The 17,062-nt window shown below is 71.9% G+C and carries 16 protein-coding genes; 12 read left to right on the forward strand and 4 right to left on the reverse strand.

The annotated features are described in order from the left end of the window. The first annotated feature begins 124 nt into the window (after nucleotides 1–124). The 8 genes from AB8O64_RS34815 to AB8O64_RS34850 all read left to right on the forward strand — a co-directional run bounded on the left by AB8O64_RS34815 (nucleotide 125) and on the right by AB8O64_RS34850 (nucleotide 6,453). On the forward strand, nucleotides 125–883 hold the full coding sequence (locus AB8O64_RS34815) for a VC0807 family protein (protein ID WP_370423657.1): 759 nt from the start codon (nucleotides 125–127) through the stop codon (nucleotides 881–883). Beyond that, nucleotides 880–2,109 (forward strand): aromatic ring-hydroxylating dioxygenase subunit alpha, encoded by a 1,230-nt coding sequence (locus AB8O64_RS34820; RefSeq protein ID WP_370423658.1) that lies wholly within the window; start codon nucleotides 880–882, stop codon nucleotides 2,107–2,109. Before AB8O64_RS34815 ends, AB8O64_RS34820 begins: the two co-directional genes overlap by 4 nt. A gap of 208 nt (nucleotides 2,110–2,317) precedes the next feature. Then, the gene (locus tag AB8O64_RS34825) at nucleotides 2,318–2,938 is read left to right on the forward strand and encodes a hypothetical protein (protein ID WP_370423659.1); all 621 of its coding nucleotides are present in this window, start codon (nucleotides 2,318–2,320) and stop codon (nucleotides 2,936–2,938) included. Nucleotides 2,939–3,227: 289 nt separating this feature from the next. Then, nucleotides 3,228–3,788, forward strand: coding sequence for a hypothetical protein (locus AB8O64_RS34830; RefSeq protein WP_370423660.1), 561 nt, complete (start codon nucleotides 3,228–3,230; stop codon nucleotides 3,786–3,788). A gap of 104 nt (nucleotides 3,789–3,892) precedes the next feature. After that, nucleotides 3,893–5,098, forward strand: a complete 1,206-nt coding sequence (locus AB8O64_RS34835; RefSeq protein ID WP_370423661.1) for a trans-acting enoyl reductase family protein — start codon at nucleotides 3,893–3,895, stop codon at nucleotides 5,096–5,098. A 154-nt stretch (nucleotides 5,099–5,252) separates the two neighbouring features. Beyond that, nucleotides 5,253–5,411 carry a hypothetical protein gene (locus tag AB8O64_RS34840; protein WP_356452588.1) on the forward strand — a complete coding sequence of 53 codons (159 nt, stop codon included), beginning with the start codon at nucleotides 5,253–5,255 and terminating at the stop codon, nucleotides 5,409–5,411. Further along, on the forward strand, nucleotides 5,408–6,010 hold the full coding sequence (locus tag AB8O64_RS34845) for a PRC-barrel domain-containing protein (protein WP_370423662.1): 603 nt from the start codon (nucleotides 5,408–5,410) through the stop codon (nucleotides 6,008–6,010). The genes AB8O64_RS34840 and AB8O64_RS34845 overlap by 4 nt, the downstream gene beginning before the upstream one ends. Then, a complete protein-coding gene (locus AB8O64_RS34850; RefSeq protein WP_370423663.1) occupies nucleotides 6,004–6,453 on the forward strand; it encodes a hypothetical protein in 450 nt (149 codons plus the stop codon). The genes AB8O64_RS34845 and AB8O64_RS34850 overlap by 7 nt, the downstream gene beginning before the upstream one ends. A 27-nt stretch (nucleotides 6,454–6,480) precedes the next feature. Here AB8O64_RS34850 and AB8O64_RS34855 read toward each other — a convergent pair whose 3' ends face one another. Both AB8O64_RS34855 and AB8O64_RS34860 read right to left on the reverse strand, forming a co-directional pair. Continuing rightward, a complete protein-coding gene (locus AB8O64_RS34855; RefSeq protein WP_370423664.1) occupies nucleotides 6,481–8,526 on the reverse strand; it encodes an ATP-binding protein in 2,046 nt (681 codons plus the stop codon). Between the two features lie 114 nt (nucleotides 8,527–8,640). Continuing rightward, nucleotides 8,641–9,951 carry a wax ester/triacylglycerol synthase domain-containing protein gene (locus AB8O64_RS34860; RefSeq protein WP_370423665.1) on the reverse strand — a complete coding sequence of 437 codons (1,311 nt, stop codon included), beginning with the start codon at nucleotides 9,949–9,951 and terminating at the stop codon, nucleotides 8,641–8,643. Nucleotides 9,952–10,381: 430 nt separating this feature from the next. Here AB8O64_RS34860 and AB8O64_RS34865 point away from each other — a divergent pair, with 430 nt between their 5' ends. The 4 genes from AB8O64_RS34865 (at nucleotide 10,382) to AB8O64_RS34880 (ending at nucleotide 15,303) form a co-directional block, all read left to right on the forward strand. Next, a complete protein-coding gene (locus AB8O64_RS34865) occupies nucleotides 10,382–11,809 on the forward strand; it encodes a family 2B encapsulin nanocompartment shell protein (protein WP_370423666.1) in 1,428 nt (475 codons plus the stop codon). Nucleotides 11,810–11,842: 33 nt separating this feature from the next. Continuing rightward, nucleotides 11,843–13,042 carry a family 2 encapsulin nanocompartment cargo protein terpene cyclase gene (locus AB8O64_RS34870; protein ID WP_370423667.1) on the forward strand — a complete coding sequence of 400 codons (1,200 nt, stop codon included), beginning with the start codon at nucleotides 11,843–11,845 and terminating at the stop codon, nucleotides 13,040–13,042. A 55-nt stretch (nucleotides 13,043–13,097) separates the two neighbouring features. Continuing rightward, nucleotides 13,098–13,955, forward strand: coding sequence for a geranyl diphosphate 2-C-methyltransferase (locus AB8O64_RS34875; RefSeq protein WP_370423668.1), 858 nt, complete (start codon nucleotides 13,098–13,100; stop codon nucleotides 13,953–13,955). Nucleotides 13,956–14,226: 271 nt separating this feature from the next. After that, nucleotides 14,227–15,303 carry an amidase domain-containing protein gene (locus AB8O64_RS34880; RefSeq protein WP_370423669.1) on the forward strand — a complete coding sequence of 359 codons (1,077 nt, stop codon included), beginning with the start codon at nucleotides 14,227–14,229 and terminating at the stop codon, nucleotides 15,301–15,303. Between the two features lie 85 nt (nucleotides 15,304–15,388). Here the strand turns inward: AB8O64_RS34880 and AB8O64_RS34885 are convergent, their stop codons facing one another. Then, nucleotides 15,389–15,895 (reverse strand): GNAT family N-acetyltransferase, encoded by a 507-nt coding sequence (locus AB8O64_RS34885; protein WP_370423670.1) that lies wholly within the window; start codon nucleotides 15,893–15,895, stop codon nucleotides 15,389–15,391. Between the two features lie 77 nt (nucleotides 15,896–15,972). Further along, nucleotides 15,973–16,944, reverse strand: a complete 972-nt coding sequence (locus tag AB8O64_RS34890) for an ArsR/SmtB family transcription factor (protein ID WP_370423671.1) — start codon at nucleotides 16,942–16,944, stop codon at nucleotides 15,973–15,975. Nucleotides 16,945–17,062 lie beyond the last annotated feature (118 nt).

Genomic DNA, 17,062 nt, shown 5'->3' on the forward strand with positions numbered 1-17,062 from the left:
GCGCTTCACCGGTTTCCGGGCCCACGGGACGAGGCTCCTGCGCGCGACTGCTCCGAAGGATGTAGCGGGGATCCGGTCCTCGGCGGCGATTTATCCTTCATGATCCTTATCTACCGTTTGACGTATGAAGCCATCGAGCGCCCGGGCCGTGACATCCCAGGCCCCGGCATGGAGAGCGTTCGCCGCCCCGTTCCTGTTCGACGTGGCCCTTCCGCTGACCGTCTACTACGTACTGCGGTCCCAGGGCACAGGACAGTGGCAGGCGCTGATGCTCAGCGGAACCGTCCCGGTGGGACGGGTCGCCGTCATGCTGGCCGCGCGGCGGCACGTCACCGGCTTCGAAACCTTCATGATCGGCATGCTGGCGGTGCGCGTGATCACGTCGCTGTTCACCGGCGACCCACGGGTCCTCCTGGTCAAGGACGCCTGCCTGTCGGTGGCCGCCGGCGCCTGGATCCTCGGCTCGCTCCTGACCGCCCGGCCCTTCGCCTTCCAGATGGGCCAGTACTGGTCCGCACCGGCCGCACAACACGGCCGGGACGCGGCCTGGCACCGGTCACCGGCCCTGCGGGGCGCACTGACCAGGCTGACGATTGTGTGGGGCTGCGGTCAGGTACTCGATTCCGTCGTCGGCGTGACGATCGCGACGACCTGCGCCGTCGAGGTGGTACCGGCACTCAACCGGGCCAAGGGACTGGCGCTGCTCGGTCTCGCCGCCATCGTCACCGTTCTCTACAGCCGCCATTGCGCGAGCCGGCGCGGACTGTCGCTGTTCGGCACCGTGCCGTTGCGCAACCGGGACCCGTGGGTGGCACCCCAGGCGCAGGACCCGCACACACGACCCGTACGCACAGGACACAGAAGAAAGGACTCCCCATCATGACCGCGCAGCAGAACACCCCGCCCGCAGCCTCGTCGGAACCGGGCGCGCTGTCCACGATTCTGGCCGAACTCCGACGCGTTGCCGCGCTCCCTCTGGAACGAGGCGAGACCCTTCCGCCCGCCGCCTACACCTCACCCGAGATGTACACGCGGGAGACCGAGCGCATCTTCGGCCGGGAGTGGCTGTGCGTGGCGCGGGCCGAGGAGATTCCCGAGCCGGGCAGCTATCTACGGCTGGACGTCCTCGGCGTACCACTGGTGATCACCCGTGACGAGGAGGGCGAGCTGCACGCGCTCTCCAGAGTCTGCCGTCACCGGTTCATGGACCTCCTGCCCCCGGAGACGACCCCCGAACAAGGCAGTCTCAAGCGGTTGACCTGCCCGTACCACACCTGGACCTACCGGCTGAACGGCCAGTACGCGGGCCGGCTCGCCGGAGCCCCGCTGATGCGGCATGTGGAATTCGATAACGCGTCCTGTCGGCTGCCGGCTCACTCCGTCGAGGTGTGGAACGGCTTCGTCCTGCTCAATCTCGACCCCGACGCCACATCACCGGCACCCGAACTCGCGGGTCTCGACCGCGTCCTGCGCGGTCATGGGCTCCAGGACTGGGTGAGTGTGGAGACGAGAACCTGGCGGGACATACCGGCCAACTGGAAAGTGGCGGTCGAGAACGGCTCGGAGAACTACCACCACATGGGCACCCACGCCGCCACCCTGGAACCCTTCGTGCCGGGCCGTGACACCCGGGTCGACGAGTGTGACGGCCGCTGGTTCACCATGTTCACGCCCTATTCGGCGGAGGCCATTGCCGCTGCCGCATCGGAGGGCACCCCACTGCGCGACGGCGAAGCGGGGCCGGCGAACGGGCCCGGGGACGGGCAGGAGCCGCCGGGCATGCTGATCGCCGGGATCTTCCCGCAGTTCGTCCTGGCGGTCGTGCCGGACAGCGCTGTCTGGATCCGCTGGATGCCCACCGGTCCCACCACCCATGACACGCGGATCACCGTCATGGTCCCGCCCGACGCCCCGCCGCCGCCCGACCCCGACGCCCACCTGGCCCGCCTCCGCGAGCAGATCACCCTGATCCAGGAGGAGGACCTGGTGGCGATACGAGGCGTGCAACGCGGGCTCGCCTCCGATCCGGCCCCCTCGGGCGGCCGGTTCTCCCATCTGGAACGTCCGCTGTGGCAGTTCCAGCGGTATCTCGCCGAGCGGCTCCTGTGACCCCCTCCTGTGACCGGCGGTCGAACGGTCCGGCCCGCCGCGGCTGAACCCTTGCCTCCGGCGGCGCCGTTGCGGAAGCTGGGGGAACGACCGCCGGGGGCGCACTCGAAGCGCCCGGTACCGGCCCGCGTGCCCGCGCCGCGCCCGTCGGGCCCGGCGCCGTCGGGCGGGCCTTCGCCATCGGACACCATGCTGAACGGGGACTGTGATGACCCACCGCGTCCGTCTGCGCCGCACCGCAGCCATCGCCCTGACCGTCGTGGCGGGGGCGGCCGCCGCCGCCACGACCGTGACTCCCGCGGCCGCCGCGACGGCCGCCCCCGCCTTCCTCGACCCCGCCCAGCTTCCGCCGCACCCGGGCTCGGCCTGGTACGGCGGCCCGGTGACCGGCGGCGTACCGGACCCGCTGCCGTTCTGTGTGGGCGCGGCCCTGCCCGGGGCCACCTCCCAGCACCGGGAATTCTGGACGGAGGTCGACACCAACGCCGAGCAGATCACGGTGGTCGAGCGCGACGAGGCCCGCGCCAAAACCCTGGCCACCCTGCTGAACAACGCGGTCAGGCAATGCGCGGACAGGGCCGAGCAGGAGGATCCGGACGTCACCGCGGAATGGCGGGACTACGGCCGGGTCGATGTGGAGGAAGGCGCCCGGGTCCACGGCGTACGCACCACACACGCGTGGACCGGCAACGACGTCCACCTCTTCTCCGTGGGCCGCGACGGAAGGACGGTCACCGTCGTGCACTGGGCCCAGATGGGAACCTTCGACGGCATCCCCGTGCCGGGTTTCAAGAAGACCACGCGCACAGCCGTGAACAAGCTCTACTGACACGGCCCCCGCTCCACACCCGGTGCGGAAGGGGGCTTCACCGCCACCGCCAGCACAAGGACCCCGAACCGGAATCGCGCGGTGGATGTGGGCCGACACCACTTCATACCAGGTTCGTTCCATCATGATCGCTGTTTGCGGAGCGTGACGGCATTCTCACATCACGGCCGGACGGGATGACTTTCGCGCCCTCGTCCGCTGTCCTTGATCCCGACAGCTGTGAAGCAACTGTGAAGACGGGATCGGTGAGTTGGACAGACAGAAGCGGAACCTGTGGAGCGGTGTGACGATGACGGCCGTCCGTGGCAGGATCGCCGCAGTCGCCGGCGTGATCGCGCTGGTCGCAGCCGTCCTGACGGGCACCGCGGCCGGCCCGGCCGCCGCGGAGCCCCAGGCGGCGAAGCCCCGGGGGCAGTGGGCCTGCTCCGGTGCGCCCATACCCGACGGGTACGTCATCACCGGCTACGACCGCACCGGGTGCAAGGGGGCGGGCTCCTGGTACCAGGAGCCCGTGAAGGACGGCATCTGGACCTGCGCGGGCTCGCCGATCGTGCCCGGTTACGTCATCACCGACTACGACCGCACCGGCTGCAACGGCATCGGCCACTGGCGTCACAAGCTCGCCAAGGACCGCACCTGGACCTGCGCGGGCTCGCCCATCCCGCCCGGCTACGTCACCACCAACTTCAACCGCAGCTCCTGCCAGGGCATCGGCGCCTGGTACCAGGAGCTCGTGAAGGACGGCATCTGGACCTGCCCCGGCTCGCCCGTTCCGCCCGGCTACCGCAGCACCACCTACAACGCGAACGGCTGCAACGGCCAGGGCGCGTGGTACACCCGACGCATCTGACCGAGGCGTGAAGACCGAGGCCGCCGCGCATGCCGTGGCGGCCTTCGTCGGCGTAGGGTCGGCAAGGGGCCGCCGCGACCTCGACACCGGCCTCCGGAGGTTCCATGAACAGGCAGTCACGTCCGCAACGGCCCTACGACGTCGTCCTCTTCGGGGCGACCGGATTCGTCGGGGAGCTCACCGCCGAGTATCTGCTGGCGCACGCACCACGAGGCTGCCGGTGGGCGCTCGCCGGGCGCAGCCGGGCGAAGCTGGAGCGGCTGCGCGACCGGCTGGCCGGGATCGACCCGGCGCGCGCCGCCGAGGTGGCGCTGGTGACCGCGGACGCGGGCGACCCGGCCGCGATGCGTGCGCTCGCCGAGTCCGCCCATGTCGTCGCCTCGACCGTCGGCCCGTACATCTGGTACGGCGAGGAACTGGTGGCGGCGTGCGCGGAAGCCGGCACCGATTACGCCGACCTCACCGGCGAGCCGGAGTTCGTCGACCTCATGGCGGTACGCCACGACGCGCGGGCCCGGGAGACCGGCGCGCGGATCGTGCACGCCTGTGGCTTCGACTCGATGCCGCACGACCTGCTCGCCTACTTCACCGTCCAGCAGCTGCCGGAAGGGGTGCCGCTGACGGTCGACGGCTTCGTCCGGGCTTCGGGGATCATCTCCGGTGGGACACTGGCGACGTCCCTCACGATCGCCGCGCGAGGGCGGCAGGCGAGGGCCGCGGCCCGGGAGCGCGGCCGGTACGAGGCGAGGTCGGCCCGGCGCCGGGTGCGGGCTCCGCTGGGGGCGCCGCGATTCAGCAGGGAGACGGGCACCTGGGCGCTGCCGCTGCCCACCCTCGACCCCCGGATCGTGTGCCGGTCGGCCGCCGCGCTGGAACGGTACGGCCCCGATTTCCGCTACCGCCACTACGCGTCCGTCAAGACGCTGCCCATGGCCCTGGCCGGGCCGATCGGCGTGGGAGCGCTGGCCGCCGCGGCACAGGTGCCGCCCGTCCGGTCCTGGCTGATGAGTCGTTACGAGCCGGGCAGAGGCCCGAGCCCGAAGCAGCGGGCCCGCGCCTGGTTCCAGGTGCGAGCCGTGGGGGAGGGCGGTGGCCGGCGTGTGCTCACCGAGGTCTCGGGCGGCGACCCGGGCTACGGGGAGACCGCGAAGATGCTGGCCGAGGCGTCGCTGTGTCTCGCCCTGGACGACCTGCCGGAGACCTCGGGGCAGGTCACGACCGCCACGGCCATGGGCGACGCGCTGATCGAGCGGCTGCGGGCCGCCGGCATCCCGTTCCGCGTGTGCCACACGGCCGACGTCCCCCGGTGACCCGGTGAACTCTTCCCCCGCTCCGCTCGGGGCACGCGGCAACATCCCCGCGAATCCGGCTGGTTGAGGGGTATCAACGAGGGCGGGACGGGCATACGGGACAGTGCCGGGCTCCGGCGCAGGGGCCGGGGCCGGACAGGACCGGGAGGTAGAGATGATCTGGTGGGGGTGGCTGATCGTCGCGGCCGTGATTCTGCTCGCGCTGGCGGCCGCGGTGGCGGGCGTACAGGCCCGCAGGCGGGCCGGAACGGTGATCGCGGTGCAGCGCGGGCGCCGGTTCGGCAAGGGATTCGGCAAGGGGGGCGGCCGGTGAACACCCTGATGCTGGCCTCCGAGTTGACCAAACGTCCGGTGGTCACCCTCGGCGGGGAGGCCGTCGCGCAGATCAAGGACACCGTCTTCGACGGCCCGGCCGGGCAGATCACCGGCTTCACCCTCAACGGGCGGGGGCTGCTGTCCGGCCCCCTCAAGCAGAGCCTGCCCTGGTCCGCCGTGCACGCGCTGGGCCGGCACGCCGTGATGATCCTCGGCCGGGAGGTGCTGGCCGAGCCCGCGGCGGTCGTCGCGTCCGGCGAGGCCGCGGGCGGCGGGGTCCTCGGGGTGCGGGTGCTGACGGACGAGGGCACCGACGCGGGCACCGTGCTCGACGTGGTCGTCGAAGCCGACGGCCGGGTGGCAGGGTTCCAGGTCGCCGCCATCGAGCCCCCCGAACACCGCAGGCGGACCGTCTTCATCCCCCGGGGAGAGGGCGTGGCCGTCTCCGGTCAGGCCCTGGTCGTCCCCGCCGAGGCGTGCCGCTTCGTGGCCGACGACCTGCCGAGCTTCACCGCCCAGGTCGAGATCTTCCGCGCCCGGCAGGCCGCCGCCCGGGGGACCCGGACCGGCCAGGAAGGGATGGAACGCACATGGTGATCCTGTTCTCCCAGGCCCGCGGCCTCCCGGTCGTCACCGCGGGCGAGGCCGCCGAACTGGGCACCGTCGACGCCTTGACGATCGACGCCTCCGCGCAATCCATCAGCCACCTACGCCTCTCCGGTACGCGGGCCAAGGGCCATGCGGTGCTGGCCTGGGACCTGGTGCGGACCGTCGGCCAGGACGCGGTCATCGCCCACTTTGCCCCCGCCGCCGAGATGACCCCCACCGCGGCTCCGGCGCACCGGGAGGCCCTGGGCAGCCGCGTCCTGACGGACCTCGGTGACGAACACGGATCGGTCAAGGACATCGCCTTCGACCCCACGACCGGTCACATCCATACGCTCTACACCACCCGGGGACCCGTACCGGGGCCACGCCTGATCGGCCTCGGCGACTACGCCCTCGTGGTCCGCGCCGACGACCCCGGTCTTCCGGGCTGAGGACCGGGGACGCGGAGCTGCCGGGCCCTACCCGGGGTCGGTTCCGTCCGGGAAGGGCCCGGCCACCGGTGGGAACGACGCATGCAGCACCGCTCCACCGCCCGGGCCGTTGGCGATGCGGAACTGCCCGCCCAGTTCCGCCGCCCGTTCCTCCATGGACCGCAGGCCGACCCCGCCGCCGGTGCGGCCTTCCGGGAGCCCCTGCCCGTCGTCGCTGACCTCGACGGTGACGCGGTCCGGCACCACACGCACCGTCACGGTGGCCGTGTCCGCCCCGGAGTGCCGTACGACGTTGTTCAGCGCCTCGCCGCCGATCAGATACACCGCCACCTCCACGGCCGCCGGCAGCGGCGGCAACGGGTCGGGCGCGAACTCCACGCTCACCCGGAGCCGTCCGGCGAGCCGGTCGGCCAGCTCCCGCAGCGCCTCGCCCAGCCCGAGCCGGTCCAATGCCGCCGGGGTAAGGCCGTCGGCGATGCGGCGCAGCTCGGAGATGGCCTGCCCGATGCCCTCCGACGCGGTGGCCAGGGGCGTGGCGGCGGCGGAGCCGTCCGGTACCGCGTACCGCGCGGTGTCGACGTGCAGCCGCACCCCCGACAGCGCCGGCCCCAGGCCGTCGTGGAGATCGCGCCGCAGCCTGCGGCGGGCGTCCTCGCGGGCCACCACCATCTGTTCCCGGGCCGCGCGCAGGTCTTCGTACAGCCGCAGTGACGCGATCGCGGGCGCCATCTGGTCGGCCAGGAACCGCAGCGCCTCGTGGTCCTGACGGTCCGGCACCCGGTCGCCCGGCCTGGGCGTGACGTCCAGACTGCCGACGATTCCGCCCTCGTACACCAGCGGGAACCCGGTGCCGCCCGGCCCGGGCGCGCCCGCGGCGGCCAGCACACGGGAGCCGCCGCGCGTATCGACCCGGACCTCCGCGCCGGGCATGCGCAGCCCGGCCACGACGGCGTCGCACAGCAGCCGCGGGGCTTCGCCGGGGCCGGCGGCCTGGCTCAGCCGCTCGGCGAGTTCCCGTACGACGTGGTAGGGGCGGGCGCGTTCGCCGTAGTAGAAGCGGTCCACACACCGCACGGCCCAGTGCGCGGTGGGGTAGAGCAGACCGCCTGTCACCAGCCCGGCCGCTCCCATCACCAGGGCTCCGCCGCTCAGCCCGCCGGGGAGGGTACGGGAGAGCAGCAGCACCACGGCCGTACAGCCGACGACCAACGCGGTGCCGAGGACGAAGGCGGACAGCACCCGGCGCGTCGCCCGGTCGAGACGGGCGGAACGGTCACGGCTGAAGGCGTACGCCGCCGCGATCAGCCACGCGGCGGCTCCGACGTAGGTGGCGTACCACCAGCCGCCTCGCAGGACGTCGGACCGGATGACGTAGACGTCGCCGAGCCACACCAGAAAGGCCAGGAGGGCCACGACCTGCCGTCGGTCGGGGGAGTGCCGCCAGCGCACCGTCATGACGGTCACATTGATCAGCAGGAAGAGCGACATGGGGTACACCGCCGGGACAGGAGTGTCCAGCAGTGTCCGCAGCCCGCTCCAGCCACCGTGGTCCAGCGGGCCGGGCAGCCCGTAGTCGGCGCCCAGCGTGACGTACTCGCCGTACGACTGCACCAGGCTCCATACGGCGAGGACCACCGCGTAGGGCCGCAGCAGCCGGTGGCGGGGCAGGCTCCCGTCGGGCAGGTACAGCGGGAACATGTACAGCGCGAAGATGAACAGGGCGATGCAGACCGTCGACGCGGCGGCCACCGCCTGGCCGATGCCCCCTCCGACACCGGCGGCGGACGCCCAGAGCCGGGCCGTCGCCGACACGGTGCTCGACGCCCCGGCCGCGACCATCAGCGGGCCGAGGCCGCTGCGGGAGCGGTGTGCCGTCAGAAAGGTCCCGAGCAGGACGAACCCGACGACAGCCAGGACCTCGGGCCCGCGGACCTTGATGTAGGGGGCCAGCTGGGCATCGTCCAGACGGGCGAGGGCGAGGACGACCCACGCGGTGACCGAGACCAGCGTGACCGCGCACGCCCCGTAGGCCAGGACGACTCTCCGCTCGCGCACCACGGCCTCTTCGCGCACAGCGCCATCCTCGCCCGCTCGTTGTCCCGGGCACGTGGGGTCACGGTCCCGGAAGGGTCCCGTCTTTCTCCTCCGGGACATCGGCCCGGAGCAGTACGGACATGCACGAGCCGCTCAGCGGCACGACGCTTCGTGCAGTTCGTGCACCGCGCGGAGCCAGAGGGCGGGCAGCCGTTCGGCGTGCGGAAGCCGGTCGGTGTGGGCGAGGTAGAGGTAGGCCGTGTCGTGGTAGCCGGTGAACATGCTGTAGCAGTGATGGCCGGGTGCGATGGGCCCGAGCGCCACCGCGTGGAGCACCGGTGCGTCCCGGAAGGACAGCGGGCCGGCACTCATCCGCACGTTGCTCGCGGACATCACCCCGCGCTGCGGGCACAGGCTGCGACGGGCGATCCAGGAGGCCAGCGGGAACGACAGCCGGTCGTACGCCGCTTGGGCGGCGACGCGCCGGTGATCGGGACGCAGGAGCGCGGTCTGCCGCGCCACGGTACGCAGCCGCCGGCCGGGATCCGGATCGGCGCACGGCAGGACCACCCGTTCCGAGATGACCCGGTTGCCGATGACCGGCGACGGCGGTCCGAGGTGGCGGGTGGACACCGGCATCCGTACCGGCAGGTCTTCCGGCCGGCTGTCCGCCACCGAGCCGGACGCGGCCCGGATCTGCTGCCAGGAGCGCAGCGCTCCGGCCCATCCGGCGAGGTAGACGTCGTTCACCGTGGCACCCGCCGGGCGCCCGGCCGCGCGCAGCAGGGACAGCGGCAGCCGTGCGAAGCCGAAGCGAGGTGCCCGGGCGGGCCGGTCGTCGGGGGTCGGCCAGGTGACCGGGGTGCGGTAGCCGCGGAGCACATCGGCGGCGGCGCCGGTGGCGGCTGTCGCGGAGACCTCCGCCGCGGACGGTCGCGCGGAGCGGGGTGGCGGGTCCCCGGCGGGGGACCCGGGGTCCGACGGCCGCAGTCCGAGAAGATCGGTGACCACACGGGTGGTCGCGACGCCGTCGAGGAGAGCGTGGTGGACCCGGAAGAGCAAGGCGTAGCGTGAGCCGTCCGCCGGGCTCCGGACCAGCCACAAATCCCACGGCGGCCGGCGGTCGGCGGGCAGCGGCTGTGCCCACAGGCTCTCCAGCAGTCCCGGCCAGTCGGCGAGCCGGTCCACCGTCGCCTGCCGCACGTGGTGGCGCAACTGCGGGGTGCCGACGTGCTCGAACTCCCGTGCGCTGCGAAAGGGGACCGGCCAGTGCCGTGACAGTGCCGTGACGCGCTCGATGCGGGGAGCGAGCCGCTCACGGAGCTCCGCCACGTCCGGCGGTCTGCCGCCGATGGTGAGGAGGCAGCCGACCATGGGCGGCAGGCCGCCCGTCACCGTGAGGTAGTGCGCGTCGGCCGGGCGGTACGGCACGCCGGCCGGCGCGGAAGCGGTAGCGGACAGCACCTGGGGAAGCTAACACCGCTGTGCCGGGTCCGGCGGGAGCGGGATCGGCCCACGCCGCGCATCCCTCGTGATTCACCCGGTCGTCCCTCCTTCCGTCCGCCTCATGGGCTGTTACCGGCCACCTCGGTCGCCGGACGACTGTGGCGGGGACCGTCGTGAGTGATCCCGGTGCGGCGTGATCGAAAGGTAGGCAATCGCAGTACAACGGACATGATCATCATAAGGTGGCGGCACCGGGCTCCTCAGGGGCCGGGCTCGGGCGCACGAGCCCACACCCGTTCGCTGGCGCAAATCCGCCGGTGCGTCCCCGGTGTTTTCGACCAACATCATTAAGCGCTGCTGCACTTGCCCGGCGGGAGCTCCTCATCGCCCGATCGGGCTATTTCGGGGGCTCCCTCTTGACGCGTGCGTACAGAGGGAAGGAACCGGGATGTCGACCGCAGCGCACCGGCAGCAGCCGGAGCAGCCCGCACCGCAAGAGGGCCGGGCACAGCTCAGCCTGGGGATCGCCGCCGCGCGGAACCTGGCGACCACCACCAAGAGCGTCCCGCAGACCCAGGGCATCAGCTCGCGGTGGCTGCTGCGCATGCTGCCCTGGGTGGAGGTGAAGGGCGGCACGTACCGGGTCAACCGGCGTCTGGTGTACGAGGTCGGCGACGGCCGGGTCACCTTCGTCCAGGACGGTGCCACGGTCCGGGTCGTCCCCGCGGAGCTGGGGGAACTGCCGCTGCTGCGCGGGTTCCACGACGACGGGGCGCTGCGGGCACTGGCCGAGCGGTGCGGGCAGCAGGAGTACGCACCCGGCCAGGTGATCGCCGAGCGGGGCGGGGCCGTCGACCACGTCTATCTCATCGCGCGCGGCAAGGTGGAGAAGGTCGGCACCGGAGCGCACGGCGAGGAGACCCGCAGCGGTGTGCTGACCGACGGCGGCTTCTTCGGCGCGCGGACGGTGGCCGAGGAGCCGGGCACGTGGGGGTTCACGGCGCGCGCGATGACGGCGTGCACCGTACTGGCCCTGCCCCGGGCCGCGTACGAGGAGGTGGCCGGCCGCCACGAGCGACTGCGGGCCCATGTCCGGCAGCGCGAGGCCGAGCAGGCACGGCCGCGGAACAGGAAGGGCGAGGCGGACATCGCCCTCGCGTCCGGCCACACCGGTGAGCCGGTGCTGCCGGGCACCTTCGTCGACTACGAGCTCGCCCCCCGCGAGTACGAGCTGAGCGTGGCCCAGACGATCCTGCGGGTGCACAGCCGGGTCGCCGACCTCTACAACGACCCGATGGACCAGGTCGAGCAGCAGCTGCGGCTGACCATCGAGGCCCTGCGCGAGCGCCAGGAGTCCGAGCTGGTCAACAACCCCGATTTCGGTCTGCTGCACAACGCCGACCACAGCCAGCGCATCTCCACCCACTCCGGCCCGCCCACCCCCGACGACATGGACGAGCTGCTGAGCATGCGGCGGGGGACCAAGGCGTTCTTCGCCCACCCCCGGGCCGTGTCCGCCCTCGCCCGCGAGTGCAACAAGCGCGGACTGTCCTTCGACAGCGCCGACGTGGGCGGCCACCCGGCTCCCGCCTGGCGGGGCGTACCAATCCTGCCCTGCGGCAAGATCCCCGTCTCGGACGCGGGCACCTCCGCCATCCTCGCCATGCGCCTGGGCGAGGCCGAACAAGGAGTGATCGGCCTGCGGCAGACCGGGATCCCCGACGAGTACGAGCCCGGTCTGAACGTACGGTTCATGGGCATCAACGACCAGGCCCTCATCTCCTACCTCGTCAGCACCTACTACTCGGCGGCCGTTCTCGTCCCCGACGCCGTCGGCGTCCTCGAGAACGTCGAGGTCTTCCACACCCCGTCCTGACGGGCACCACCCCCGGAACGGAGAGAAGGACCTGTGTCACTGCTGTCCCGGATCACCGCGCCCACGGCCCGCCACGACGTGGCGCGGCTGGTGGCCACACTGCTCACCCACCAGGGCGTCCGCCGTTCCGCGCCGCGGACCCTGCCCGGCGGTGCCCCCCGCCCGGCGGGCACCGCCCTGCCCACCGGGCCGACGGGACTGGGCACCTCCGCCGCCCGCCTCGCCGCCGCGAAAACGGCCGACCGCATCCCCGGCGGCGGGGACGAGCGCGGCAGCGGTGTCCCGGAGCTGTACTGCCCGCCCGCGCTCCGGGACGACCCGGCGCTCGGCCGGGAGGTCAACGACCGCCTGGTGGAGTGGGCCGACGAGGTCGGTATCTACGCCGGCCGCCTCGACCGCGTCCGCGCGGCCGACTTCGGGCGTCTGATGATGCTGGCCCACCCCGACACCGACGACGGGGACCGGCTGCTGGCCGCGGGCAAGTGCGCGCTGGCGGAATGGGCCACGGACGACTACTACTGCGACGACACGACCGTGGGCTCCAGGCCGGAACTTCTCGGCTCGCACCTCGGGCTCGCCTACGCGGCACTCGACCCCGCCCATCTCCCGTCCCGCTACGCGCCCGCGTGGGAAGGGGAGATGCGGAGCGACCCCGTACGCGTCGCCCTGCGCTCGGGCCTGGCGCACCTGGGCCGTTACGCGGAGCCGTCCCAGGTGGCCCGGCTGCGGCACGAGGTCGCCGTCCTCTTCGTCGGCTACGGCCAGGAAGGATCCTGGCGGTCCCGCGGCCACATGCCCAGTGTCCACGAGTACCTGGCCCACCGTCAGATCAACAGCTTCCTCCCCTGCATCGCCCTGACCGACGTGGTCGGCGGCTACGCGCTGTCCGCCACCGAGTACGCCGACCCCCGGGTACGCCGCGCCGTGACGACGGCCGCGACGGCGAGCACGCTCGTCAACGACCTGTACTCGATGACGAAGGAACGCGACTCCTCCGACGTGGAGTTCAATCTCCCGCTCGTGATCGCCGAGGAGGAGCGCTGCTCGACGCGCGAGGCGATCGAGCGGAGCGTGGAGATCCACGACGAGCTGGTGCGCGCCTTCGAGACGGAGGCCGCGGCCCTCGCCCTCACCGGATCGCCCGAGCTGCGCCGGTTCCTCGCGGGGGTGTGGGCCTGGCTCGGCGGCAACCGCGAATGGCACAGCGGCAGCCCCCGCTACAACGGCTCGTGAGCTACGCCCTTCTTTGTCACCGCACACCTTTTCCTGCACGTCCAAGGAGCAACCCATGACGACCACGCCCGCCCCCGCCGGCGTCCTGCGCACCGCCTACCAGAAGTCCGTCGCGGAGTACTGGAACAACGAGAAGGACCCGGTCAACCTGCGCCTCGGTGACGTCGACGGTCTCTACCACCACCACTACGGCCTCGGTGACTACGACCCCGCCGTCCTGGAGGGCCCGCAGGAGACCCGGGACGAGCGCATCATCGAGGAGCTGCACCGGCTGGAGTCGGCACAGGCCGACGTCCTCCTCGACCACCTGGGCCCCATAACCCCCGGCCAGCGCCTGCTGGACGCCGGCTGCGGCCGCGGCGGCACCAGCATCATGGCCAACGCCCGGTTCGGCTGCCGGACCGACGGCGTCTCCATCTCGCAGTCCCAGGTCGACTTCGCCAACGACCAGGCCCGCAAGCGGGGCGTGGACGACAAGGTCCGCTACCACTTCCGCAACATGCTGGACACCGGGCTGCCCACCGGCGCCTTCCAGGGCATCTGGAACAACGAGTCCACCATGTACGTGGACCTGAACGAGCTCTTCGCCGAGCACGCCCGACAGCTGGCGTACGGCGGCCGCTACGTCACCATCACCGGCTGCTCCAACGACGTCACGGGCCTGCGTTCCAAGGCGGTCAGCCGCATCGACGAGCACTACACCTGCAACATCCACCCGCGCAGCGCCTACTTCAAGGCCATGGCCGCCAACGGCCTCGTGCCCATCAACGTCGTCGACCTCACGGCCGCCACGATCCCCTACTGGGAGCTGCGCGCCCAGTCCTCCCTCGCCACCGGCGTCGAGGACCCGTTCCTGACCGCGTACCGCGAAGGCAGCTTCCACTACCTCCTCATCGCCGCCGACCGGATCTGACCACCGGTAGGACACGGGTGATGTGGCCCGGGCCACATCACCGTTCCGCCGGTGAGCCGGGGGCGGAACGGGGCCGGAACCTTCGGCGCCGGCCCCGATCGCAGGGAAGCCGCAGGCCATTGATGGTGTGGCCAAACCGTGAAACGATCACATATACGAAAAGCGGAACTTCGTGCGAAGATGCCGTCCCCCGGTCCGTCCGGACGGGGTGACAAGGGGAAACATAGTGAATCCATCGACGTTCAGATCCGCGGTCGGTGTGGTACTGACGGTGGCCGTCTCAGCCGTGCTCCTGCCCGCCTCCGCGGCGAACGCGGCGGCGCAGAACACGCCGGACAGTGACACGGCCGCGTCCTTCGGCCGCCTCGCCGACGCCGTTCTGACCGAGCGCACGGCGGCGCTGCTGGACACCCGGTCGGTGCGCCGCGCGCCGCTGATGTCCGACAGCAAGGTCCGGCTGTCGGCCGGCCTCGCACGGGCGGAGGACACCGCGCTGTCCTCGCTCCGCACCCGCAAGTCCCGGCTCGCCGGCCTGGGTGAGGCGTACACCGCCGCCGACACCAAGGTCACCACGGGCAAGCCGCGCGTCAAGAACGGGCGGGCCACCATCCAGGTCACCGAGACCACGACGCTCACCTACAAGAAGATCCGTGGTGACGAGCCGGCGACGACCGGTTTCCAGGCCCACCACGAGATGAACTTCGCCGTCACGTCGGGCGGCAAGTGGGAACTGACGGGCATCAAGCCCACGGACGAGGGCCCCCGGGCGGTCAACCAGCCCGTGACGGCCGCCGTGGCGAGCGTGGGAGCTCCGCCCAAGAGCACCCCCGCCGCCACGTCCTGGCCGGCGCGGTCGGTGCGGAAGACGGGAACCCCCGGTTACGACTACGCGGCCATGGCGGCCTACGCGGAGAAGTACTGGAAGAACTACAACCCCGCCTACCGGAAGTTCAACGACGCCGGCGGTGACTGCACCAACTTCATCAGCCAGGCCCTGAAGGCGGGCGGCTGGAAGAACGACTCCGGCACGTACTCGGACTACCGCAACTGGTGGTACAACTCCTCGAACCAGACCATATCCTGGGTGGGTGCCAACGAGTGGGCCTGGTTCACCCTCTCCGCCAAGCGGGCGACCAACCTGTCCAACGTGTACCAGATGGACGTCGGTGACATCCTGCAGATGGACTTCGAGCGGGACGGCTCGAAGGACCACTCCATGATGACCACCTACCGGAGCAGGAGCGGTGTCCCGTACCTGACTTACCACTCGACCAACACGTACCGGAAGTCGGTGGCGAGCATCGTGGCCTCCAACCCCGGCTCGGTCTACTTCGCCTACCGCACCTGACAGCCCGTAGGGGCGGGCCGTCAGCGCCTGCCTCACGCCTGTGGGCCCCGCTTACGGCGGGGCCCACAGTGCGTGGTGCGCACGCTTACCGGGTGACGCCTTGGAGGACCTCGCTCAGGTCCCGGGTGTAGGAGATCCCCGGGTGGCCGCCGAGCAGGACCTCACCGGTGGGCACGAACCCGGTACGGGCCAGTACGGCTCGTGAGCCGGCGTTGTCGAGCGTCGTGGCGGCCCGCAGGGTGGTCAGCCCGTACTCGGTGGCGGCCAGGACACAGGCCCGCAGGACGGCGGACGTGGCCAGACCCCGACCGGCTGCCTTCTCGGCGATCCGGTAACCGAGTTCGGCGGAGCCGTCCGCCACATCGACCAGATTGATCCGCCCCAGCACCTCCCCGCCGTCGTCCACCAGCACATGGAAGTGGATCAGCCCGGCATCCTGCTCCGCGAGCAGACCGCTGTGTCGCGCGGCGAAGTCGGTGAAGTAGTCGTCGCCACGGTCCGGGACCGAGGCGGCGAAATAGGCCCGGTTCTCCTGCTCGAACGCGAGCAGGGCAGGGGCGTGGTCCGGGCGAAGGCGCTGGAGTGAAGGCATGGGGCAACGGTACGCACCCGCACATCGCCGGTGATCCTCGGAAGCACTCAGTGACGCCCCGTCAGGACATCCGCCCGTCAGCTTCCCCCGTGCCGCCGGACCAGCAGGCTCCCCAGATCGGTGCGCCGGTGCAGCACCGCCCGCCCGGCGCGGACCGTGGTGATCAGCCCCGCACCACGCAGCGCCGCGGTGTGGGCCGAAACGGTGGCATTGCTGACGCCGACCCGCCGGGCCAGCGCGCTCGTGGTGTGCTCCTCCACCAGCAGGAGCAGCAGGTCGACGCGGGTCCGCCCGAGCACCCCCGCCAGCGCGTCCTGCCTGTCGGCCGCACCGGTCGGCGGGAGCGGCAGGCCCGGCCCCGCCGGGTAGGTCACGGCCAAGGGGTGCCCGGGCAGATCGGCGGTGATGGGGCAGCCCGTCCAGTGGAAGGTGGGCAGCAGCAGCACACCGCGCCCGCCGAGTTCGATGTCCTCCTCACCACGGCCCGCGAACTCCCAGACATCCCCGTGCAGCAGGCTGCCGGGAACGAGCGCGCGGAGCGCGGCGCCGACGCCGTGCTCCGCCACGGTCAGGGCATGACGGGTGAACTCCGCCTGGTGCAGATCCTGAACCAACGGCCACACCGGGCGCAGCACCGCTTCGAAGGCGGCCTGCTGGGCGCGGCACAGACGGTGCCAGGCGTCGGCGTCACCACAGTGCAGATCGCGGATCCACAACGGAGCCGGGGACGGGGACGCGGCGTACACCCGCTCGATCTCGGAGCGGACCAGCCCGGGATGCGTGGCCCGGACTGTGTCCAGTCCCTCCTTCAGGTCGTCGCTGAACACATCGAGGAACCGGGGTGCCGACGCCGCCGGGACCAGGTCGGCCAAGGGCTCGACGGCGCCGGGCAGGGAACGGAGCAACCGTTGTCTCCAGCGGCCGAAGAGCAGCTCGTCGTCGCGACGACACATCATGGCGAGTGCGGCGTTCAGCTCCTGCAACGGGGCCGGCCGGGGTGCGAGCCGGACCCGGGCGAAATCGGCGGCCGTGAAGCGGATCCGGATCACTACTCTCCCTCGCGGCGCAGCGCCATCGTTGAGGCCAGGGCCTCAACCCTCGCCCGCCCTCCCCGCCGGGTGCCAGCATCCCCGTCAAGCCCCAGGTCATTCACGCAGGGGGCTGCCG

The organism is Streptomyces sp. QH1-20, from assembly GCF_041283565.1.
GTDB classification, from domain to species: domain Bacteria; phylum Actinomycetota; class Actinomycetes; order Streptomycetales; family Streptomycetaceae; genus Streptomyces; species Streptomyces syringius.